We start from the raw sequence: 22,689 nt of genomic DNA on the forward strand, positions 1-22,689 counted from the left end.
ACGAATCAGACATCTGCAACCTTCGCAACCACGATGTGTGAATGCCGTAGCCCCTAAGGGGAGGGGCTTATGTTGGTTCAGCCCAGCACTTCGGCCACGGGCACGTAGGGATAGCCGAGTTCAACCGCGACGGCTTCGTACGTTACGTGGCCTTCGTGTACGTTCAGGCCGGCGGCCAGGTGGGCGTCGGCGCGCAGGGCGGCTTTCCAGCCCAGGTTGGCCATGCGCAGGGCGTGGGGCAGGGTGACGTTGTTGAGCGCATAAGTGCTGGTACGCGCGACCGCGCCGGGCATGTTGGCGACGCAATAGTGCACGATGCCATCGACCATATAAGTCGGTTCGGCATGGGTGGTGGCGTGGCTGGTTTCAAAACAGCCGCCCTGGTCGATGGCGACATCGACCAGCACCGCGCCCGGCCGCATGGTGGACAGCATGGCGCGCGTGACCAGTTTTGGTGCGGCGGCGCCGGGGATCAGCACGGCGCCGATCACCAGATCGGCCTCTGCCACCAGCGCGGCCAGCGTGGCGGTGCCGGCATAGATCGTGCTGGCGCGGCCCTGGAAATGGTTGTCCAGCCGTTCCAGCACCTCTGGGTCGCGATCAAGGATGGTGACATCGGCGCCCAGGCCGACCGCCATTTGCGCGGAATTGAATCCGACTACGCCGCCGCCGATGACGACGACTTTGCCCGGGGCCACGCCGGGCACGCCGCCCAGCAGCACGCCGCGCCCGCCATGCGCCTTTTCCAGCGCGGTGGCGCCGGCCTGGATGGCCATGCGGCCGGCAACCTGGCTCATCGGTTTCAGCAGCGGCAGGCTGCGGCCCGGGCCGGTGACGGTTTCATAGGCGATCGCGGTCACGCCCGATTTGATCAGCGCGGCGGTCTGTTCCGGGTCGGGCGCAAGGTGCAGATAGGTGTACAGCACCTGGCCTTTGCGCAGTTGCGCGCATTCGATCGCCTGCGGTTCTTTCACCTTCACGATCATGTCGGCGCCGGCGAAGATGGTCGCGGCATCGGGCTTGATGGTGGCGCCGGCGGCCTCATAGGCGGCGTCGGCGGCGCCAATGCCCAGGCCTGCGCCCGCCTGCACCCACACGTCATGGCCATGCGCGACCAGTTCGCGCGCCGATTCCGGGGTCAGCCCGACGCGGTATTCGTGGTTCTTGATTTCGGTGACGGTGCCGATGCGCATGGGTCGCTCCTGTGTCGAAAAACTGTGCGCGCAGAATAATCCCGGGCGTGCGCAATGTATCACCCGATTTCACCCTTGTTGCGGGGGTCGCTGCAATGGTATTGCGCATCATGGGCAATTATCGGAAAATTTTTGCATGGATCGTACCGACCGCAACCTGCTTGAAGCGCTGCAAAACGATTCGTCGCGATCGGTGGCCGATCTGGCAGAGCTGGTCGCGCTGTCGCCATCGGCGTGCCACCGGCGGATCAAGGCGCTGGAAGAGGCGGGGCTGATCGCCGGCTATGCCGCGCGGGTCGATCCGCGCCGGCTGGGGCTGGCGGTGGAGGTGTTTGTCGAAATCACGCTGACCAGCCAGAGCCGCGAGGCGATGGACCGGTTTGAGCGTTCCGTGGCGGATTTTGACGACATTCTGGAATGCCACCTGATGAGCGGCACCGCCGATTACCTGTTGCGCGTGGCGGCGGCGGATCTGTCGGACTATGACGCCATCCACCGCGAATGCCTGGCGCGGCTGCCGGGGGTATCGGCGATGCGGTCATCGTTTTCGCTGCGGCGGATCAAACGCATGGGTGCCTATCCGGTCAGCCGTCTGCGGTGACGTCAAGCCCCGCCCCTCAGGGGGAGGGCTATTTATCGTGCGCTGAACCGGTTGCGTTTGCCATCGAAGCTGAGCGTGACGTGTGCGCCGATCAGGTCGGTTTGCGCGGCCAGCGCCAGCGTCGCGTCGTCGGCGGCGTTGGCGATAAAGCGCGCGCCGTCGGCCATGGTGCCGATGACGATGGCATTGGCGGGTTCGCCCCTGGTGCGCCACACGGTATAGGTTTCAATGGTGCCGGTGCCATTCGCCTCGGCCACGGGCACCACATCGGCCACGGCATCCAGCCCGGCCTGAATGGCATCGTGCGCCAGCGCGCGCCACGGTGCCGCGGCCGATGACAGCACCATCGCCGCGTATTTGGATTGGAACCCGCCATTGGCACCGATCAGCCCATAGCGCGCCTCGCCATGGCCGCGCAGCCGTTCCGCCATGCTGGCCACCGCGTGCAGCGAATAGTTGTTTCCCGCGCCGCCAAAATAGGGAAGCCCGCCGGTTACGGTCAGTCCGCGTGGATCATCCGCCGCCAGCCCCAGTGCGCCCATCGCATTGAACACCGGGATGGGAAAACAGCTGTACAGATCGAACGCGGCAAAATCGGCGGGCACGCGCCCGGCCAGCGCCAGTGCGGCCGCAAGCGTGGCACGGGCGGCAGGATAGGCATCAATCTGCGGTCGGGCGAGGATGTCCTTTTCCTGCGCCGTGGCGGCAGCGTGGATAAAGGTCCAGTGCGTTTCGGGAATGCCGGCGGCGCGGGCGGCGGCCACGCTCATCAGCAGCACGGCGGCGCCCTGGTTGACCTGATCGCGCGACACCAGTTTGATCGTGTAGGGATCGCTGACCAGCCGGTTGCGCGCCGTCGGCGTGGCGATTTCGTCGGTCGTCAGTGGTGATGACGCGGCGCAGGCATAGGGGTTGGCGGCGGCAATGTGCGTAAACGGGGCAAACAGGTCGCCCATCATGCGCGCATAGCTGACGCGATCGGCGTGCAACCTGCCGCGCCGGGCGTTTTCCATCAGCGCATAGGCGATCGGGGGCGATACTATGCCATGCGCGATGGCCAGCGGCGACAGCAGGCCTTTGACGCCCAGCCCGCGATCGTCCATCGCGGCATCGTCGGTTTCGGCCCAGTCGCGGATCTGCCCCTGTGCGGACAGGTGGCGGGTGGACGAAATCGCCTCTGCGCCGAACACCAGCGCGGCCTGCGCTTCACCGGCCAAGATCCGCGCGCCCATCTCCATCAGCAGGGTGACCGGCGATTGCCCGCCGACTTTGTCCAGCACGGCCAGCGCGGGCGTGATGCCCAGCCGCCGCGCCACGGCCAGCGGGAATTTGTCAGGCTTGCCGAATGGAAACGGCGCGGCGTTGGAATCCTCAAACGTGCGCACCGCACCCACGGCGGTGATCGCGGCGCGGGCGCGGTCGGCCGCCCCGCTGTCGGCCAGCGCTGCTTCGGCTGCGCGCGCGGCCAGGTCAGCGGCGGAAAGGCCGACATAGCCTGCGTCTTCAATGCGTTCGACCGCCTGGCCGACGCCGACGATCACCGGTGTGCGTGGATCAAGCGCGGCATGGGCAGTGGTGGGCATGAGCATTCCTGTGGTGATTTAACCACACGATTAAGAGCGCGGATTGGCTGCCCGGGCAAGCGGAAACTGCATGGGCTTCAGCCGATCCTGTCCAGCATCCCGGCCAGCGCGATCCGCGCATCGCTGTCCAGCCGTGGTTCGATCGACTGGCTGATGGCAGCGGCATAGGCCGGCCACATCGCCGCCCGCCGCGCCGTGCCCTCGGCCGTCAGTGCCACCAGTTGCCCGCGCGCATCGCCAGGGGCGGGGGTTACCGTCACCAGCCCGGCCTGCGCCATCCGCGACAGCAGCCGCGACAGATTGTACTGTTCGATGCCCAGCGCGGATTGCAGATCGCGCGGGCGGGTGGGCCCGCGCCGTTCCAGCGCGGCCAGGATGTCATACCATTCGATCGGCGGCAGCCCGCCGCGTTTCAGTTCGCGGCGGGCATGGCCCAGTGCGCGCGCGCTGGCCGACAGCAGGCGATCCCAGGCGAGCAGCGTGATGGCGGCGGGTGTGGTCATGGCCATTGTGATGGACCGCGCCGGGGCGGGGCACAATTCCGGTTCGATGCCGATGCATCGATTAACCGGTCGGCAGGGATTGCCCGTTTGATGCCGTTGCATCGAAATGTCCATGCAGCGGCATCATGTTTCCATGCCGCTGCATGCATCAGCCACCTTCGACAACGGGCTCCATCGCCACTTCGGTCACGATGGTGTGGTCGGCGGCGTGCATGTCGCCGGTTTCGATCTGCAGCGTCAGCCGTTCCTGATCGCGCGCGCGGAATTTGGTTTCGGCGCGGCCGATCGCCTCGTTGGACAGGCCCACGTCGTCAAGCGCCAGCCGCGCCATGGCAATCGCCGATTCCATCGTTTCGCGGATGACATATCTGGCCGGGGTGGGATCGAGCAGGATCTTTGACCGGCGGTCGAACACGCGGACATGGATCGACGCCTGGGGAAAGGCGTGGTGCACGGCCTGTACCAGCGCGGCATCGATCTGATCGCCATCGATGCAGAACAGGATCATCGCCGCATCGGCCGCGCCGGCCTGGCGCAGCACATCCAGCCGGGTGCCTTCGCCAAAATAGACTTTCATCCCGAACGCGGCGGACCGGTCGATCGCGGTCACGTTGCGATCGATGCAGGTGACCGCAATGCCGCACGTCATCAACATCTGGCCCACCGCCTGGCCAAACCGGCCATAGCCGACGATCAGCGCGCTGGCGCCATCGCTGGCGGGTTGTTCGCCCGGTGCCTCACGCGTCGCCTCCTGATCGGCGGGTGGGGTGCGGAACCGGCGCGTGGCGGTCATCAGGAACGGGGTGGTGGCCATCGACAGCGTGACCACCGCGCCAAACAGGCTGGCCGCCTGGGGCGCGATCAGCATGGCGCGGGTGGCCTGGGCAAACAGCACAAAGCCGAATTCGCCGCCCTGGCTCAGCAACAGCCCCAGCGCCAGCGCGGCGCGCCAGCCCATGCCGAGCATTGCGCCAATGCCGATGATCACCGCGGCCTTGATCACGATCACCAGCAGCGCCATCGCCACCACAAACAGCGGATCATGGATGATCGCGCTCAGGTCCAGCATCATCCCGACCGACAGGAAAAACAGCCCCAACAGGATCGACCGGAACGGTTCGACATCGGCCTCCAGCTCATGCCGATAGGGTGATCCCGCCAGCATGACCCCGGCGATGAACGCGCCCAGCGCGCTCGACAGCCCCAGAAATTCCATCAGCGCGGCGGCCGCCAGCACGGTGAACAACGCCGCCACTACAAACATCTCGCGCTCGCCCAGATCGCCGATCAGGCGGAACAGCGGCCGCAGGGCATAGCGCCCGGCCAGCACCAGCGCCACAATAGCTCCCGCGGTTTCCAGCACCATCTGCCAGCCGGGCGGGCCACCGGCATCGGCCGGATTGCGGCTGAGCGCGGCGACAATCGTGATCAGCGGGATGATCGACAGATCCTGAAACAGCAGGATGGCAAACGCGCGTTCGCCAAACCGCGTTTTCAGCCGGCCCGATGATTGCAGCATCGGCAGCACCTGCGCAGTGGACGACAACGCCAGCGGCAGCCCCAGCGCCAGCGCCGCGGCCTGGCTGAACCCGGTCAGAAAATGCAGCGCGGCGGCCAGCACCAGCCCGCACCCGGCCACCTGCATCAGCCCGGTCAGGACGATATCGCGCCGCATCCGCCACAGCCGCGCCGGTTCCAGTTCCAGCCCGACCAGAAACAGCAGCAGGGTGATGCCCAGTTCGGCAATGCCCATTTTCTGTTCGGCCTGGCCCACCAGCCCCAGGCATTGCGGCCCGACCACCACGCCCGCCAGCAGATAGCCCAGCGTGGCCCCCAGACCGAGCCGGCGGAACAGCAGCACAAACGCGAGCGCAAAGCCCAGCAGCAGAAAACCGTCGTGCAGCAAGGGTGAAGGCGTGTTGGTGTGCAGCGGTCTGCTCCCGGTTTGCTGGGTTTGCGTGAAATCAGCGCACCTGCGCACGCGTCGTCTGTTGTCGCGTTCCCGGTCATGACGTCAAGCATTTTGGCCGGTGTTGGCGCCGCGCTGCAATGCTGTTGACATCATTGTAGGCAACAGCGAAATTCCAGACGTTGCGTGATCAAGCCAACGCCATATCAACGGGAGAATACGATGTCAGTTAGCGGTGTTTATGAAGTCGTGACGAAAACGCCGATGGGCGAACAGAAATCCACCCTGACGGTCAACGCCGACGGCGGCGCGTTCACGGGCAGCAACAACGGCCCGATGGGTGCGATCGAAATTCCCGACGGCGTGGTCGACGGCGACACGCTGATCTGGTCCAGCAAGATCACCTCGCCGATGCCAATGAAGATCGATTGCAAGGCGACGATCACGGGCGACAGCGTGGCTGGATCGGTCACCGCCGGCATGTTCGGCACTTTTCCGATGACCGGCACGCGCGTCGGTTGATGGCCTGCGAAGGGGCGCCTGATACCGTCAGGCGCCCTTTACGCGCTTTACGACCCCCGAAAATGACAGCACTGGCGCACCATCGGCGCTGATTACCCCGCGCACAAACAGCAAACTGCGCCCCCCGGCAATGCGTTCGCCGCGCCCGATCAGCAGTTGCCCGGCATAGGCCGGCGCCAGAAATTCCGAATTCATGCTGACGGTCACGCCGTGAATTTCCTCCCCCTGTGACGCGCCGAGCATGAACAGTGCAAAATCGGCAAAGGTCATCAGGCACCCGCCGTGGATGCTGCCATGGCCATTGCGGTTGTGTGCCGCCGGGCGAAACCCGCAGACAATGCCGTGTTCATCGTGCGCGACGTAAAACGGTCCGGTCGAATCCTCGAACGGGTCATTGCCTGCCCATTGGTGCCATCCGGCCCATTCACCCTGGTCGATCAGCCGCAGATTGCCCCGGAATGGCGCCCCCGGCAGTGGACGGATGGCAGGCGCGGGCGGGGCGGCATGGTCGGTCACGCGAAGGAACTCCTGTGGCACAAGGCGCCGGGAAGGCTGATGGCGGCGTTGGCGTAGCGCCTTTGATGCGTCAACCCCGCAGATGTGTGGCCGCGGCAGCGCCCGAGCCCGCCTGCGCCCGCCCGCGGCAGCGCCCGAGCCCGAGCCTGATACGTCTTGATGCAATTGTTGCCCGCTATCGGCGCCACCACGACAATTAAGTGTTTCCGTTCGGACAACCAAACGCGTTAGGAAGCCCGCGCGGTCGCACGTTGCGATCCGTTGCAAGGTGGCAGATCGCACCAGCACCCCTGTCATTGGGCGCTGGCGCGGGCCCACGGAGGATTGCCCTGTCCAGTTTCCCATCGCCGGGTTTTACCCCGCAAGGCCCCGAAACGACCGATGACGCCCTGCGCCGATCGCGTCCGCGCTGGCTGGCGTGGTTGCTGGTGGTGCTGGCGATCGTGGCGGTGGCGCTGGCTGCACGGTGGTTTGCCGCTGCCGGGGTCACCAAAAATGCCAAATCGGGCCGGCCTCCATCGGCGGTGGCGGTGGCCCCGGTGGTGCTGGCCGATATGCCCGAAACGGTCAGTGCGATCGGCACGGTCACCCCGCTCGATACCGCGACCGTGCACACCCAGCTGTCGGGCAATGTCACCGCGATCCTGTTTCGCGAAGGGCAGATGGTCTCTGCCGGCCAGCCGATCGTGCAGATTGATCCGCGCCCCTATGCGCTGACCCTGCAACAGGCCGAAGGGACGCTGGCGCGCGACAGCGCCACGCTGGCGATGGCACGGCTTGACCTGCAGCGGTATGAAACGCTCAGCATGCAGGATTCGGTCGCGCGGCAGACGCTGGAAAATGCACGCACCACCGTGGCCCAGCTGGAGGGCACCGTCGCCACCGATCGCGCCGCAGTGGGCTCGGCGCGGCTCAACCTGCAATACACCACGATCAAGGCGCCGTTTGCGGGCCGGATCGGGCTGAAACAGGTCAGCGTCGGCAGCTTTACCACGCCATCGGATGCCGCCGGGGTGGCGGTGGTGACCCGCATCGATCCCATCGATGTGCAATTTTCGATTCCGCAGGCGCTCTTGGGCGATGTTCAGCGCAAGGTCGGCAGCGGCGCCGGGCTGCCGGTCACGGTGCTGGACCAGGATAACAAGACCGTGTTGGCGCAAGGGGCGTTTTCGACCTTTGACAACCAGATCAACACCGCCACCGGCACAGTCATGGCCAAGGCACGTGTGGCCAACCCGCCGGTTGCAGCGTCGGGCGCGGCATCGGGTGCAGCAGCGCGGGCGCTGTTTCCCAACCAGTTCGTCAACGTGACGATGCTGGTCGATACCCTGCGCCAGGTGCCGACAGTGCCGGTATCGGCGCTGCGCCACGGTACGCAGGGTGATTTCGTGTTTCTGGTGCAACCTGACAAGACCGTGAAAATCGCCGTGGTGCGCACCGGGCCCAGCGATGGCACGCGCACCGCGATCCTGTCCGGGCTGACCCGCGGGCAGGTGGTGGTGTCCGAAGGCGCCGACGGGCTGGACAACGGGTCCGCCGTGCGTCTGCCCGGAGATAAAGGTGTTACAGCGGGCGGCCAGCGGCGCAAGGGCGCGGGCGGGGCCGGCAACCCGTGACCGACAGCGATATCGCGGCAAACCCGCCGACCGGCGACACCCTGCCGGGCGGCCCGTCGCGACCATTTATCCTGCGCCCGGTGGCGACGATCCTGTTGATGGTCGCGTTGCTGCTGGCCGGGCTGATCGCCTGGGGGCAATTGCCGCTGTCGGCGCTGCCGCAGGTGGATTACCCGACTATTCAGGTCAGTACGCTGTACCCGGGGGCCAGCCCCGATGTGATGGCGCTGACGGTGACCAGCCCGCTGGAACGCCAGTTCGGGCAGATGCCCGGGCTGACCCGGATGACATCCTATTCGTCGTCGGGCGCATCGGTGGTCACGCTGCAATTCGCGCTCGGGCTGTCGCTTGATGTCGCCGAACAGGAAGTGCAGGCGTCGATCAACGCGGCCAATTCGCTGCTGCCGTCCGATCTGCCGGCACCGCCGGTCTATGCCAAGGTCAATCCCGCCGATGCGCCGATCCTGACCCTGGCGGTCACATCGGCAACGCGGTCGCTGGGTGAAGTTGACGGCATTGTCGAACGCCAGTTTTCCAACAAGATCGCGCAAGTATCGGGCGTTGGCCTGGTCAGCCTGTCGGCGGGCCAGCGCCCGGCGGTGCGGATCTTTGCCAATGTGCAGGCGCTTGCCGCGCGCGGGCTAAGCCTGGAAACCATCCGCAACGCCATTGCCAACGCCAATTCGAACATTGCCAAGGGCAGTTTTGACGGCGCGGCGAAAAGCTGGACGATCGATTCCAACGATCAGCTCGGCAGCGCAAAGGCCTATGCCGACCTGATCGTGGCGGTGGCCAAAAATCAGCCGGTGCGGCTGAAAGACGTCGCCAGTGTCGAAGACGGCGTGGAAAACGTGCGCACCGGCAGCTGGATGAACCGGCAACCGGCGGTGATCATCGATGTGCAGCGCCAGCCCGGCGCCAATGTCATCGCCACCGTCGATGCGATCAAATCATCGCTGCCCGATCTGCAGGCGCAATTGCCCGCCGATGTCAAAGTGACGGTCCTGACCGACCGGACCGAGGGCATTCGCGCGTCGGTGTCGGATGTGCAGTTTGAACTGGTGGTGGCGGTGCTGCTGGTGGTGCTGGTGATATTCCTGTTCCTGGGCTCACCACGCGCGACGCTGATTGCCGCGATATCGGTCCCGCTCAGCCTGATCGGCGCATTTGCGGCGATGTGGGCGCTGGGTTTTTCGATCAACAACCTGACGCTGATGGCACTGACGATCGCATCGGGGTTTGTGGTCGATGACGCGATCGTGGTGATCGAAAACATCGCGCGGCATATCGAGGACGGGATGAAACCGTTCGATGCCGCGCTGAAAGGTGCGAGCGAAATCGGCTTTACGATCATATCGCTGACGCTCAGCCTGATTGCGGTGCTGATCCCGCTGCTGTTCATGGGTGATGTGGTCGGGCGGCTGTTTCGCGAATTCGCGATCAGCCTGGCGGTGACCATCGTGCTGTCGGCGGTGGTCGCGCTGACGGTGGTGCCGATGCTGGCGGCGCGGCTGTTGCGCCCGGCGCATGCCGAACGGCGGCTGGCCGTGGTGGACAAGGCGATGGCGCAATTCGACCGGCTGGCGCGCAGCTATGCGGGGGCACTGGATTGGGTGATCGATCGCCCGCGCGCGACGCTGACGGTGTTTGCGCTCAGCCTGCTGCTGGCCGGCGGATTGTTCTGGGTGATCCCCAAAAACCTGTTTCCGGTGCAGGACACCGGCCAGATCCGCGCGACCGTGGTGGCCAGCCCCGATATCAGCTTTGTGCAGATGGCCGCGTTGCAGCAACGGGTTGCGGCGGCGCTGCTGGATGCGCCGGGGGTGGCGTCACTGTCATCGGCGGTGGGCGTCGATGGCCAGAATGCCGCGCTCAACCAGGGCCGGATGATCATCAATCTGCAACCCGTGACCCAGCGCGGCAGCCTGGCCACGATCACCGCCGATCTGGCCGCGCGCGCCGCGCACGTGGCCGGCGTGCGCATCTATCTGCAACCGGTGCAGGACCTGACCATCGATACCGAAACCGGGCTGACCCCGTATCGTTTTTCGCTGCAGGGCGCCGATGCCGACGTGGTCAACACCTGGGCGCGAAAACTGGCGGACAAATTGCGCGATGATCCTGCGCTGGTGGATGTCAACACCGCCAGCCTGGGGGCGGGTCGGGCAATCACCATCGATGTCAACCGCGATGCCGCCGCGCGGCTGGGGCTGTCATCGCTGACCATCGACAACGCGCTGTATGATGCGTTTGGCCAACGGATCATTTCGACGATCTATACCCAGTCCAGCCAGAACCGGGTGATCCTGTCGGCCGCGCCGGGTATGCTGGCCGATCCATCGGCGCTGGCGCGGTTCTATATCCCGTTGAGCTCTGGCACGCAGGTCGCGCTGGGCACGGTCGCCACCATTCGCGAAGGCTGGGTGCCGCTGGAACTGTCGCGGCAAAACCAGTTTCCCAATGCGTCGATCGGGTTTGATGTGGCGCCCGGTGTGTCGCTGGGCGCGGCGGTCGCCTCGATCGAACGGGCAGAGCAGGAGATTGGCCTGCCGCTGTCGGTCACCACCGATTTTTCCGGTGCGGCATCGGCGTTCCGGTCGGCACTGGGCAACGAACTGCTGCTGGTGCTGGCGGCGGTGCTGGTGGTCTACATCGTGCTGGGCGTGCTGTACGAAAGCTTTATCCACCCGGTTACCATCCTGTCGACGCTGCCCTCGGCAGGGGTGGGCGCGCTGATCGTGCTGCTGTTTTCGTCATACGGGTTGGGGGTGATTGGCGTGATCGGCATCGTGCTGCTGATCGGGATCGTCAAAAAGAACGCGATCATGATGATCGATTTTGCCATCGCCGCCATGCGCGAACAGGGTCAGGACCCGCTGACCGCGATCCGTCGCGCCGCGCTGTTGCGGTTCCGGCCGATCATGATGACCACCTTTGCCGCGCTGTTTGCCGCGCTGCCGATGATTTTCGGCACCGGCATGGGGCATGAACTGCGTCAGCCGCTGGGGCTGGCGATCGCCGGCGGGCTGATCCTCAGCCAGGTGCTGACGCTGTTCACCACGCCGGTGATCTTTCTGGCGTTCGAAGGCCGGCGGGCGGCGCGTGACGGCCGTTCCGGTCCGGCGGCGCCACCGCCAGCACCGCAAGTGCCAGCACCGCAACCGAATCCGGCGTGAACTTTTCCGCGCCTTTCATCCGCCGGCCGGTGGGCACCGTGCTGTTGACGATCGGCGTGGTGCTGGCCGGGGTGCTGTCGTTTTTGAACCTGCCGGTGGCGCCGCTGCCGCGCATTGATATTCCGGTGATCCAGGTTCAGGCCAATCTGCCGGGGGCCAGCCCGGCGACGATGGCCAGCACCGTTGCCAGCCCGCTCGAACGGCACTTGCAGGCGATTGCCGGGGTGACCGAGATCACCTCGCGCTCCACCACCGGTTCGGCCAGTGTTGTCATCCAGTTTGATCTGGCGCGCGATATCGATGGCGCCGCGCGCGATGTGCAGGCGGCGATTGCCGCATCGCGCGCCGATCTGCCGACCACGCTGAAATCACAGCCCAATTACCGCAAGATCAACCCGGCCGAGGCGCCGATCCTGATCCTGGCGCTGACCAGCAAGACGCGCACCCCTGATCAGATCTATGACGCGGTGGCCAATATCGTGCAGCAGAAACTGTTGCAGGTGAACGGCGTCGGCAATGTCGAACTGGGCGGCGCGGCGCTGCCGTCGGTGCGGATCGAAATCAATCCGACCGTGCTGGCGCGCGACGGCATCGCGCTGGAAGACGTGCGCACCGCGCTGCAATCGGCCAGCACCAACCGCCCGCGCGGGGTGATCGAAGGTATCAGCACCAGCGGCAATGGTCTGGCCTGGCAGGTCTATGGCAACAATCCGGCGCTGTCGGCGGCCGATTTTGCGCCGACCGTGATTGCCTGGCGCAATGGCGCGGCGGTGCGGCTGATGGATATTGCGCGGGTTATCGATGCGCCCGAAGACACGCGCACGATGGGGCTGTTCAACGGCAAGCGCGCGGTGCCGATCATCGTCACCCGCCAGCCCGATGCCAATATCGTGCTGACCGTCGATGCGATCAAGGCGCAATTGCCCGATCTGCAGGCGCTGTTGCCCGACGATATCAAGCTGTCGCTGGCCACCGACCGCACCGTGACCATCCGCGCCTCGCTGGCCGAGGTGGAGGTCAGCCTGGCGGTGTCGACATTGCTGGTGGTGCTGGTGGTCAGCCTGTTTCTGCAAAGCTGGCGCGCCACGCTGATCCCGGCGTCGGCGGTGATCGTATCGCTGCTGGGCACGCTGGGGGTGATGTATCTGCTGGGGTTTCTGCTCGACAACCTGTCGTTGATGGCGCTGACGGTGGCCACCGGGTTTGTCGTGGATGACGCGATCGTGGTGGTCGAAAACATCGCCCGCCATGTGGAGCGGGGCATGAAACCGCTGCCGGCGGCGCTGCAAGGCGCGCGCGAGGTCGGCTTTACGGTGTTGTCGATTTCGGTCAGCCTGGTGGCGGTGTTCATCCCGCTGCTGTTCATGGGCGGCATATTCGGGCGCCTGCTGCGCGAATTTGCGGTGACGATGACCGCGGCGGTGCTGATCAGCATGGTCGCATCGCTGTCGGTCACACCGATGCTGGCGGCGCGATTGCTAAAGGTAGAGCGCGCGTCGGAAAGCCACCGCGACCGGTTCAGCCGCGCGGTGTTTGGCGGATCGCAGCGCTTTTTCGATTTTCTGCACCGCAATTATGCGCGCCAGCTGGACTGGGCGCTGGATCATCGCGGGCCGGTGCTGTTGCTGCTGGCGGGGGCGGTGGTGCTGAATGTCTATGGCATTTCCATCGCGCCAAAGGGTTTCCTGCCGCAACAGGATACCGGCAGCATGACCGGGGGGCTGCGGGTTGATCAATCGCTGTCGTTTCGCGCCACCGCCGAAAAGCTGACCGCGCTGGAGGCCATCGTGCGCGCCGACCCGGCGGTGGCGACGGTGGTGGCGTTTTCCGGCGGCGGGCGCGCCGGATCGGGCTTCATGTTCGTCAATCTGAAACCGCGCAATGCCCGCGCGCCGGTGACCGAAGTGATTGAGCGGCTGCGGCCCAAGCTGGCGCGCGTGCGCGGGGTCAGCCTGTTCCTCAACCCGGTGCAGGACCTGATGATCGGCGGCCGCCAGACCACCGCATCATACCAATATGTGCTCTATGCCGACAGTCCGGAGGGGCTCGCCAATGCCGGCAGCCGGCTGGTCGCCGCGCTGAAAAAGCAGCCGGCGATGATCAGCGATGTCGATATCGATCAACAGGATGCCGGTGCATCGGCCTATGTGCAGGTCGATCGCGATCGCGCCAGTTCGCTCGGCATGTCGATGATCAACATCGACAACACGCTGTATGATGCGTTTGGCCAGCGCCAGGTTGCCAATATCTACAAGGGGTTGAACCAGTATCACGTGGTGATGGAGCTGGACCCGGCGTTCAACGGCCGGCCAGAGGCGCTGGACCAGCTGTACCTGCCCACCGGCGCACCGATTGCACAGGCGCGCGACGCGGCATCGGCCAATGCGTCGCTGGGCAACCGCGCGGCGCTGGGCAGCGCGGTCAGCACCGCGGCATCAACGCTGGTGCCGCTGTCGACCGTGGCGCAATGGCGCGCGGCATCGACCAATGCGGCGGTCAGCCATTCCAGCGGCCAACCCTCGGCCACGGTGTCGTTCAACCTGCCGCCGGCGGTATCGCTGGGCACCGCCGCCACGCTGATTGCGCAGACGCAGGCGCGGTTGGGGCTGCCGGCCACGGTCCACGGTGATTTTGGCGGCACCGCCAAAGTGTTTCAGCAATCGACCGCCAGTATCCCCTGGCTGATCGTCGCGGCGATCGGCACGATCTATATCGTGCTGGGCATCCTGTATGAATCCGCGATCCACCCGCTGACGGTGCTGTCAACGCTGCCCTCGGCCGGGCTGGGGGCAATTCTGGCGCTGATCGTGACCGGCGGGCAATTCGACATCATCGCGCTGATCGGGATCATCCTGCTGATCGGGATCGTGAAGAAGAACGCCATCCTGATCATCGATTTTGCCATCGAAAGCGAACGGCAGCTCGGCATGGCGCCGATTGACGCCATTCGGGAGGCGTGCCTGCTGCGCTTTCGCCCGATCCTGATGACCACGCTGGCAGCGGCATTTGGCGCGCTGCCGCTGGCGATCGGGTTTGGCGACGGGGCCGAACTGCGCCGTCCGCTGGGCATCGCGATTGTTGGCGGATTGCTGGTCAGCCAGCTGTTGACGTTGCTGACCACGCCAGTGGTCTATCTGGCGCTGAACCGCTGGCGCCGGCGTTCACCGTTTGAACACCTGCTGGCGCGCCACAGTGCCGCGCCCCCGCGCCCGGAACCGGGCGGCGAACCCACCCTGTCAGGACCCGTATGATGACCAAAGCCATGCTCAACCGTGCATTTGTGCCGATCGCTGCGGCGACGCTGCTGGCGGGTTGTTCGTTCGCCCCGGCCTATCACGTGCCCGCCAGCGTCACGCCCACGTCGGCGTTCCGCGCCGATCCGGGCTGGGTGCCGGCCAGCCCATCGGACGCGGTGGCCAAGGGTGCGTGGTGGCAGCTGTTCGGCGATGACACGCTGACCGCGCTGGAGGCGCGCGTGCTGATCACCAACCAGAATCTGGCCTATTATCGCGCCGCCTATGCGCAGGCGCTGGCGACGGTCCGGGTCGATCGCGCGGCCCTGTTGCCCACGGTCGGCGTGACCACCGGCGCGTCGCGTGACGGCACGGTGTCTGGGCGCATCCCCGCAAAATCGTCATTTTCCGCCACCGGCACCGCCAGCTGGACCCCGGATCTGTGGGGCGCACTGGCCAATACCACGCGCGCCAGCAGCGCCACTGCGCAGGCGTCGGCGGCGCAATTGGCCAATGCCACGCTGTCGGCACAGGGCGCGCTGGCCACTGATTATTTTGTCTTGCGCGGGATCGATGCACAGGCATCGATGCTGGACGAAACGCTGGTGTCCTATCGCCGCTCGCTGGAAATTGCGCGCAACAAATATGCGGCCGGCACGGTCAATTCCGCCGATGTTGACACTGCGCGCACCACGCTGGCCAATGCCGAGGCCAGCCGGCGCGACCTGACGCGGCAGCGTGTGGCCTATGAAACCGCGATTGCGGTGCTGGTGGGCGAAAACCCCGGCACGTTTGCGCTGGCGCCCGCGCCGTGGCGGCCGGTGGTGCCGGTGGTGCCCGGCGTGCTGCCGTCGGCGGTGGTGGAGCGCCGGCCCGATGTCGCTGCCGCCGAACGCCAGGTGGCGGCGGCCAATGCGCAAATCGGGGTGGCGCGCGCGGCGTTCTTTCCGCAAGTATCGCTGACCGGATCACTGGGGTCCAGCGCAGGATCGGTCGCCGGGCTGTTTGGCGCGGCCACATCGTTGTGGTCGCTGGGGGCGAGCGCCGCGCAAAGTGTGCTCGACTGGGGTGCGCGCAACGCGCGGGTGGCGGGCGCGCGTGCGGCCTATGACGGCACCGTGGCCACCTATCGCCAGACCGTGCTGACCGCTTTTCAAGAGGTGGAGACCAATCTGGCCGCCTATGACGGCTATCGCGCAGAGGCGGTCCAATACGCCACCGCAGCGCAAGCGGCGGCGCGGGCAGAGGCGGTTACGCGCAACGAATATCAGGCGGGCACCATCGATTTCACCACCGTGACTGTGGCGCAGGCCACCGCCCAGTCCGCGCGGGTCAACCAGATCCAGAACACCGTCAACCAGCAGAACGCCGCGGTCGCGCTGATCCAGGCGATCGGCGGGCAATGGACCGGCCCGGTTGCTCTGGCGCCAGCGCCGCGCTGACCTGGGCAATCAGCCTGCGGTCAGGGCATAGAGCCGGTATTCGACGCCCGCGCTGGTTTCGCGTGCTTCGCCGACTGCCAGCGTGCGGTTTAGCCAGCCATAGCGCGCATCGCCGGTTTCAAACCGCGCCTGCACCTGAAACAGCGTATCGCCAAAATCACAGGATTCGCCCGCAGCCAGCCGCGCGGTGACCGCGGCGGTGATCTGATACAACCCGGTGTAGCGCACATCGATCAGCGCGCCATCGTGGGTTTCAAAGGTTTTGCGCACGTCCAGCTGGCACAGGCCATCGCCACCTTCGACCATCCAGTCGCCGCCGCCCGGCAAAATGCGACCGTGCAGGCGCGGACCCGCAAACGTCCCTTCACCCACGATATAGGTGGTGCGCGTGCCGAACGGGGTCTGCCCGATCGCCTGCACCGTGATCGGGTTGGAAAACGACAACAGCGGTTCAAGCGTCAGCATGCCCGGTATTCCCCCCCCAATGCGCGCCATCAGGCAATATCGATAACCACGTTGCCGATCAGATCGCCGCTTTCAACCGCCTGATGCGCCGTCACCGCGTCCTCCAGCGGCACGCGCAAGGCTATGCGCGGGCGCAGGGCGCCTTGCGCCATGGCAGCGGCCAGCCGGTCGATCACCAGCGCGCGCGCGGCGGGCGGCAATAAATAGACCAGCAGCATGCGCACAGTCACGTTCTTGAACATCAGCGGATAGAACGGCAATTGCGGTGTCGGGTCGGCCATCGAACCATAGGATGCGATCACCCCGCCAACCTTGATGATCGGCAGCGTGGCCGCCAGATTGCCGCCGAATTCCACCTCTACCACGCGGTCCACACCGTTGCCGCTGGTTGCGGCCATGACTGCCTCTACCACGTCCTGGTCGCGATAGTTGATGACGTGGTGCGCGCCGGCGGCGTGGGCCACGGCGGCCTTGGCCGCGCCGCTGACCGTGGCGATAACTGTCGCGCCTGCCCAGCGCGCCAGCTGGATGGCGATTTCACCCACCGATCCCGCGCCGCCGGTGACCAGCACCGTCTGTCCCGCCACATCGCCATCGGCAAACACGGCCCAGGCCGCGGTCATCGCCGGGATGCCAAGGCAGGCGCCGGTTGCAAAATCGACATCATCCGGCAATGGCACGGCCTGCTGCGCGGGCAGGCAGACATATTGCGCCGCGGTGCCATCGGATCGGCGCCACGCGGCATTCCACACATAGACGCGGGTGCCGACGCGATCGGGTGCAACCCCATCGCCGACCGCATCGATCACCCCGGCGCCATCCGAATGCGGGATCTGAAACGGCAGCGTCATCGGCCCGCGCAAACCGTCGCGCGATTTCACGTCCGACGGGTTGACGCCGGAGGCGTGCAGGCGAACGCGCACTTCGCCGGGCTGCGGCACCGGATCGGGCCGGTCGCCATGGTGCAGAACCTGTGCGGCAGGGCCGACTGCCTGGTACCACACGGCCTTCATGTTGCTGGCTCCAGATCGGACCACAGCCCTTCGGTGTGGCCATCGACGGCAATGGCCTGGCCCGAAATATTCCGGGCGGCCGGCGAAATCAGAAAAGATACCATATCGACGATCTCGCTGGGCTGGATGAACTGGCGCATGGAACTCTGGCGCTTGTATTCGGCCTCTACCACCGTGGTGTCCAGCCCGCGTGCGGCGGCGTCGCGCGCGATCACGCCGCGAATGCGCGGGCCTTCGACGCTGGCGGGGCACACCGCGTTGACGGTGATGCCCTCTGGCCCCAATTCCATCGCCAGCGTCTTGGTCAGCCCGATCAGCGCCCATTTGCTGGCGACGTAAGGACTGCGCAAGGGGCATCCGAACAGCCCGGCGTTGGATGACATCATCACGATCGACGCCGCGTGGCCCCGCCGCAAGCGCGGGATCGCCAGCCGGGTCGCACGAAACGCGCCGTTCAGATTGACATCGATGGTGCGGGTCCAGTCATCGGGCGCGATGTCTTCGCAGCGCCCGGTCGGCCCGGAAATCCCGGCATTGTTGATCAGCACATCCAGCGTGTCACCGATCGTGGCAAAGAACCGCGCCATGTCGGCATCGCTGCTGACGTCGGCGTGGCTGGTGTGGATGGCCGGATTGGCCGCACCCACGGCCTCCAGCGCCTCTGCCTGCACATCGCAGACATGCACGATCGCGCCCTGCGCCGCGAATGCCTGGGCCAGGGCAAGGCCGATGCCCGATGCGCCGGCGGTAATCGCAATCCGTTGTTGTGCCATGGCGCCCTGTCCTGTTCGTTTCACACCCGCTTACCGTGTCGGGCAGGGGGCTGCAAATGACCTGATTTGCGCCATGGGTGAAAAATTTTGCCGGGGGGTGGCGGGGCTGGCCTGATCACGCCGGGGCGGATAAGCAGGGCGCCTGAATTTCTTTTTTCGCAACAGGGGCCACCATGATCGCAACCCGACACCGCCCGTTCCGCGACCTGCTCCGTCATGGCGGCGTGGCGCTGCTGGCGGCGTTGCTGGCCGGGCCGGGGCTGGGCATTGCCCATGCCGAACCGGCGACCATGGCGCCCAGCGTGCCCGATATCGATGCGCCCGAACTGGCGGCAATCGGCCCGGCGGCGGCCGGCATGCGCACGCAGATCATCGCCGTGCATGATGTGATCGATCCGCTCGCATCGCTGGCGGCGGGCCACGCGGTCTTGGCCACGCGCGTGCTGCATCTGCGCATCTGGTACCCGGCCAAGCCCACGCCAGGCACCGCGCCAGTGACCTATACGGCCAGCCTGACCGGCGAAAAGGGCACCGCTGACGCCGCATTTACGGTGCCGGGCATTGCGCTGGCCAACGCGGCCCCGGCGGGTGAGCATTATCCGGTGGTGGTGCTGAGCCACGGGTACAACAACGATCCCGTGATGTTGAGCTGGCTGGGCGAAAACCTGGCGACCAAGGGCTATGTGGTGGTCGCGCCCGAACACCGCGATCCGCCGATCTGGGACCGCACCAAAACCCCGGCGGCGCTGCTGGCGCGGCCGCTGGACATTACCGCCACGATCAGCGCGGTGCGCGGTGGCATGCTGGGCACGCTGGTGGATGCCGACCGGCTGGGGCTGATCGGGTATTCGATGGGCGGCTATGGCGTGCTGGCGGTGGCGGGCGCGCGGCTTGATCCGCACAGCCCGGCGGTGGCGGCGCTGCCCGCCGATCTGGTTGCGGCCTATGCTGGCAGTGGCGCGAAGGCCGGAAGCCTGGTCGATGCCGGGGTGCGCGCGGTGGTGGCGATTTCGCCCGCCGGTGGCGCGCCGTGGTCGGTATTCGGGGCCGACGGCGCCGGGCTGGCCGGGGTGCACGCGCCACTACTGGTGATCGCGGGCAGCGCCGACCGCACGGTGGGGTTTGAAAAAGGCCCGGTCGCGCTGTTTGAGGGCGCTGTGCATTCCGACCGCCATATGCTGGTGCTGGTCGCCGCCGGGCACGATATCGGCACCAATCCGCCGCCGGTGGAAATGCACGCGCGGCTGTGGGACTTTGACTGGTTTTCCGACCCCGTGTGGCGCAAGGACCGCATCAACGCGATCGCCACGCATTTCATCACCGCGTTTCTCGACACCCGGCTAAAGGGTGATGTTGCCCGCGCCGCCTATCTGGATGTGCCGGCAGAGGCATCGGACCATGCCGAATGGAAGGGCGATGCGCCGGGCTATGCCGCGATGAGCCAGGGCGGCGCGAACCCCACGTGGAAAGGTTTTTGGCGCGGGCATCAGGACGGGCTGATCCTGTGGCACAAGCCGGCACAGCCCTGAAATCAGGGGCCGGTAAAGGTTTCCAGCAACCAGTCGCGGAACCGCAGCGTTTCCGGGCTGGGGCGGGTGCCGCGCGCGGGCAACAGCACATAATGCGTCAGGTCGTGGTGCAGCACGATGCCTGGCGGCGCGCTGACCAGCCCGCGTTGCAGGTGCAGCCGCGCCAGATCGGCCGATACCATCGCACAACCGGTGCCCGATGCCGCCAGTTCGAGCGCAATGGCCGAGGTATCGACGGTAAACCGGCTGACCACCGCACCGTCCGGCCAGCCCAGCTGGCGTGACAGCCCGACCCACAGATTGTCCAGCCCGACGATCTGGATCGAACTCCCGCTGGCCAGATCGAACAGCGCGCGCGCGGGATCAGCGCCAAAATCGGTACGCGGCGGGCAGACGGGGATGGATGCGGCACGGGTTAGCGCGGTCGCGGTGAACCCTTCCCATCGGCCATTGCCAAACCGCACGTCGATGTCGATCTGGCTGTCCTCCAGGTCATCGCTCCAGATCGAGGAATAGATTTTCACCGGGATGGCGGGGTGCAGCGCGGTAAACCGCGGCAGCGCCGGGGCCAGGCACAGCGTGGCAAAGCTGACCGAACAGCGCACGGTGACCGCCGCCACATTCTGCCCGCCAAACAGCCCGGCGGTGGCGATGGTCAGGTCATCCAGCATGGTGGCGACGATCGGGAAATAGGCGCGGCCGATGGTGGACAGCCGCACGCCGCGCGGCAACCGTTCAAACAGCATGAAACCAAGGTGGCTTTCCAACGCCTTGATATGCTGGCCCACCGCCGCCGGGGTCAGCCCCAATTCGTCGGCGGCACGCGCAAAGCTGAGGTGCCGGGCGCAGGCTTCGAACGTGCGCAGCCAGACAAGCGGGGGAAGCGGGGTGGCCATGGCGATACTATAAAATATTTTGACCCCTTTGCCAGATTTTATATTGATTGTCTGATGGCTTCGGCTGTCGCAAGGCCATGGCCAGCGAGTCATGGTTTGCGAGATGGTATTTGGAAAGCTTTGATTACATTATCATTGGCGCGGGCTCGGCCGGCTGCGTGCTGGCCGACAGCCTGTCGCAAAACCCGAACACCCGCGTGCTGCTGCTGGAGGCAGGGGGCAGCGATCGCGATTTCTGGATTCGCATGCCGATCGGGTATGGCCACACGTTTTACGACGCGCGGGTCAACTGGCGGTTCCGGTCTGACCCGGTGCCGGGGCTGGACGGGCGCACCGCCTATCTGCCGCGCGGCAAGGTGATCGGCGGGTCGAGCTCGATCAACGCCATGGTCTATTGCCGCGGGCTGGCCAGCGATTTTGATGATTGGGCAGCGGCGGGCAATCCGGGTTGGGGCTGGGGCGATGTGGCGCCGGTGTTCGATGCGTTTGAACACCATGTCGATGCCGATGGCAGCAGCCACGGGGCGGGGCCGCTGTGGGTGTCCCACCGCGAACCCGAATGTCACCCGCTGAAACAGCACTTTTTCCGCGCGGGCGAACAGGCCGGGCTGCCCCGGCGCGATGATCTGCCGCCGCTGGGGGACGAAGGCGTGTTTCCCTATGCCATCACCACGCGCGATGGCCTGCGCTGTTCCAGCGCCGACGCCTTTTTGCATCCCGCCCGCCGGCGCCACAATCTTGAGGTGCGGTCGCACGTGCTGGTTGAACGCGTGGTGTTTGCCGGGCAGCGCGCGACCGGCGTGGCGGTGCGTGGCAAGGGCGGAACGCAGACCATAACCGCGCTGGGCGAAGTGATCGTGGCGGCCGGTGGCGTGGGATCACCGGTGCTGTTGCAGCGGTCCGGGATTGGCCCGGCGCCGCTGTTGCAGGGGCTGGGCCTGCCGGTGGTCAAGGCCAATCACGCGGTCGGGCGCAATCTGCAGGACCACCTTGGTATCAATTACCTGTATCGCGCCAACGAACCGACGCTGAACGCGGTGCTGGGATCGTGGCCCGGGCGGATCGCGGCGGGCATACGCTATGTCCTGCGCCGGTCGGGCCCGCTCAGCCTGTCGATCAACCAGATTGGCGGCATGGCGCGCACCCGGCCCGATCTGGCGCGGCCCGATGTGCAGCTCTATTTCAACCCGCTCAGCTATTCGACCGAGACCGTGGGCAAGCGCGAATTGACCAAGCCCGACCCCTGGCCCGGCTTCATTATCGGGCACAATTCCTGCCGCCCGACCAGCCGCGGGTGGATTGCGCTGCGTTCGGCCGATCCGCACGACGCGCCGCTGATCCAGCCCAATTATCTCGATACAGCACAGGACCGCAGCGATGTGGTGGCCGCCGCACGGCTGATCGGCCGTATCGCCGCGACCCCGGCGATGGCGGACCTGATCACAGCGCGCGCGTTTGATATCGATGCCGCCAGCGATGCCGAAATCGTCGATGATTTCAAGGCGCGCAGCGGCACCGTGCACCATCTGTGCGGCACCTGCAAAATGGCGCCAGAGGCGGACGGCGGCGTGGTCGATGCAACTTTGCGCGTTTATGGCGTGGATGGATTGCGGGTTGTCGATGCGTCGATTTTTCCCAATATCACCTCTGCCAACACCAATGCGCCCACGATCATGGTGGCGCGCAAGGCTGCCGACCTGATCCGTGCCAACTGAAAAA

General features: G+C 66.0%; 17 protein-coding genes. 8 read left to right on the forward strand and 9 right to left on the reverse strand.

Going from position 1 to position 22,689, the window contains the following annotated elements:
• Positions 1-77: 77 nt before the first annotated feature.
• Positions 78-1,193, reverse strand: a complete 1,116-nt coding sequence (ald, locus tag ABWP89_RS14470) for an alanine dehydrogenase (protein ID WP_353230156.1) — start codon at positions 1,191-1,193, stop codon at positions 78-80.
• Between the two features lie 136 nt (positions 1,194-1,329).
• Here ald and ABWP89_RS14475 point away from each other — a divergent pair, with 136 nt between their 5' ends.
• Positions 1,330-1,794, forward strand: a complete 465-nt coding sequence (locus ABWP89_RS14475) for an Lrp/AsnC family transcriptional regulator (protein ID WP_353230157.1) — start codon at positions 1,330-1,332, stop codon at positions 1,792-1,794.
• Between the two features lie 32 nt (positions 1,795-1,826).
• On the opposite strand, the gene ABWP89_RS14480 is transcribed toward ABWP89_RS14475, so the two are convergent.
• From ABWP89_RS14480 to ABWP89_RS14490, 3 genes are all read right to left on the reverse strand, one after another.
• Complete coding sequence (locus ABWP89_RS14480; RefSeq protein WP_353230158.1) at positions 1,827-3,377, reverse strand: TLP1 C-terminal extension domain-containing protein; 1,551 nt, start codon at positions 3,375-3,377, stop codon at positions 1,827-1,829.
• Positions 3,378-3,454: 77 nt separating this feature from the next.
• Positions 3,455-3,880 (reverse strand): MarR family winged helix-turn-helix transcriptional regulator, encoded by a 426-nt coding sequence (locus tag ABWP89_RS14485; protein WP_353230159.1) that lies wholly within the window; start codon positions 3,878-3,880, stop codon positions 3,455-3,457.
• Between the two features lie 148 nt (positions 3,881-4,028).
• A complete protein-coding gene (locus tag ABWP89_RS14490; RefSeq protein WP_353230160.1) occupies positions 4,029-5,786 on the reverse strand; it encodes a cation:proton antiporter domain-containing protein in 1,758 nt (585 codons plus the stop codon).
• Between the two features lie 225 nt (positions 5,787-6,011).
• Between ABWP89_RS14490 and ABWP89_RS14495 the strand changes: the two genes are divergently transcribed.
• A complete protein-coding gene (locus tag ABWP89_RS14495; protein WP_353230161.1) occupies positions 6,012-6,311 on the forward strand; it encodes a hypothetical protein in 300 nt (99 codons plus the stop codon).
• A 27-nt stretch (positions 6,312-6,338) separates the two neighbouring features.
• Here ABWP89_RS14495 and ABWP89_RS14500 read toward each other — a convergent pair whose 3' ends face one another.
• Complete coding sequence (locus ABWP89_RS14500; protein ID WP_353230162.1) at positions 6,339-6,827, reverse strand: PaaI family thioesterase; 489 nt, start codon at positions 6,825-6,827, stop codon at positions 6,339-6,341.
• 296 nt (positions 6,828-7,123) lie between these two features.
• On the opposite strand from ABWP89_RS14500, the gene ABWP89_RS14505 reads away from it, so the two are divergent.
• Genes ABWP89_RS14505 through ABWP89_RS14520 form a run of 4 tightly spaced genes read left to right on the forward strand, consistent with a single transcriptional unit; the run spans position 7,124 to position 16,294 of the window.
• On the forward strand, positions 7,124-8,443 hold the full coding sequence (locus tag ABWP89_RS14505; RefSeq protein WP_353230163.1) for an efflux RND transporter periplasmic adaptor subunit: 1,320 nt from the start codon (positions 7,124-7,126) through the stop codon (positions 8,441-8,443).
• Positions 8,440-11,619 carry an efflux RND transporter permease subunit gene (locus tag ABWP89_RS14510; RefSeq protein WP_353230165.1) on the forward strand — a complete coding sequence of 1,060 codons (3,180 nt, stop codon included), beginning with the start codon at positions 8,440-8,442 and terminating at the stop codon, positions 11,617-11,619. The genes ABWP89_RS14505 and ABWP89_RS14510 overlap by 4 nt, the downstream gene beginning before the upstream one ends.
• Positions 11,616-14,870 (forward strand): efflux RND transporter permease subunit, encoded by a 3,255-nt coding sequence (locus ABWP89_RS14515; protein WP_353230166.1) that lies wholly within the window; start codon positions 11,616-11,618, stop codon positions 14,868-14,870. Before ABWP89_RS14510 ends, ABWP89_RS14515 begins: the two co-directional genes overlap by 4 nt.
• On the forward strand, positions 14,870-16,294 hold the full coding sequence (locus tag ABWP89_RS14520) for an efflux transporter outer membrane subunit (protein ID WP_353230167.1): 1,425 nt from the start codon (positions 14,870-14,872) through the stop codon (positions 16,292-16,294). The genes ABWP89_RS14515 and ABWP89_RS14520 overlap by 1 nt, the downstream gene beginning before the upstream one ends.
• 9 nt (positions 16,295-16,303) lie before the next feature.
• On the opposite strand, the gene ABWP89_RS14525 is transcribed toward ABWP89_RS14520, so the two are convergent.
• From ABWP89_RS14525 to ABWP89_RS14535, 3 genes are read right to left on the reverse strand one after another with little or no spacing between them, the layout of a single operon-like run.
• Positions 16,304-16,759 carry a DUF3237 domain-containing protein gene (locus tag ABWP89_RS14525; RefSeq protein WP_353230168.1) on the reverse strand — a complete coding sequence of 152 codons (456 nt, stop codon included), beginning with the start codon at positions 16,757-16,759 and terminating at the stop codon, positions 16,304-16,306.
• A gap of 29 nt (positions 16,760-16,788) precedes the next feature.
• Complete coding sequence (locus tag ABWP89_RS14530; protein WP_353230169.1) at positions 16,789-17,772, reverse strand: NADPH:quinone reductase; 984 nt, start codon at positions 17,770-17,772, stop codon at positions 16,789-16,791.
• Positions 17,769-18,545, reverse strand: a complete 777-nt coding sequence (locus tag ABWP89_RS14535; protein ID WP_353230170.1) for an SDR family oxidoreductase — start codon at positions 18,543-18,545, stop codon at positions 17,769-17,771. The genes ABWP89_RS14530 and ABWP89_RS14535 overlap by 4 nt, the downstream gene beginning before the upstream one ends.
• A 173-nt stretch (positions 18,546-18,718) precedes the next feature.
• On the opposite strand from ABWP89_RS14535, the gene ABWP89_RS14540 reads away from it, so the two are divergent.
• On the forward strand, positions 18,719-20,074 hold the full coding sequence (locus tag ABWP89_RS14540) for an alpha/beta hydrolase family protein (protein WP_353230171.1): 1,356 nt from the start codon (positions 18,719-18,721) through the stop codon (positions 20,072-20,074).
• Between the two features lie 2 nt (positions 20,075-20,076).
• Here the strand turns inward: ABWP89_RS14540 and ABWP89_RS14545 are convergent, their stop codons facing one another.
• Entirely contained in the window at positions 20,077-20,970 is an 894-nt protein-coding gene (locus ABWP89_RS14545; RefSeq protein WP_353230173.1) for a LysR family transcriptional regulator, read from the reverse strand.
• Between the two features lie 110 nt (positions 20,971-21,080).
• On the opposite strand from ABWP89_RS14545, the gene ABWP89_RS14550 reads away from it, so the two are divergent.
• Entirely contained in the window at positions 21,081-22,685 is a 1,605-nt protein-coding gene (locus tag ABWP89_RS14550; protein WP_353230174.1) for a GMC family oxidoreductase, read from the forward strand.
• Positions 22,686-22,689 lie beyond the last annotated feature (4 nt).

This window comes from Novosphingobium sp. (genome assembly GCF_040398825.1).
GTDB lineage: Bacteria > Pseudomonadota > Alphaproteobacteria > Sphingomonadales > Sphingomonadaceae > Novosphingobium.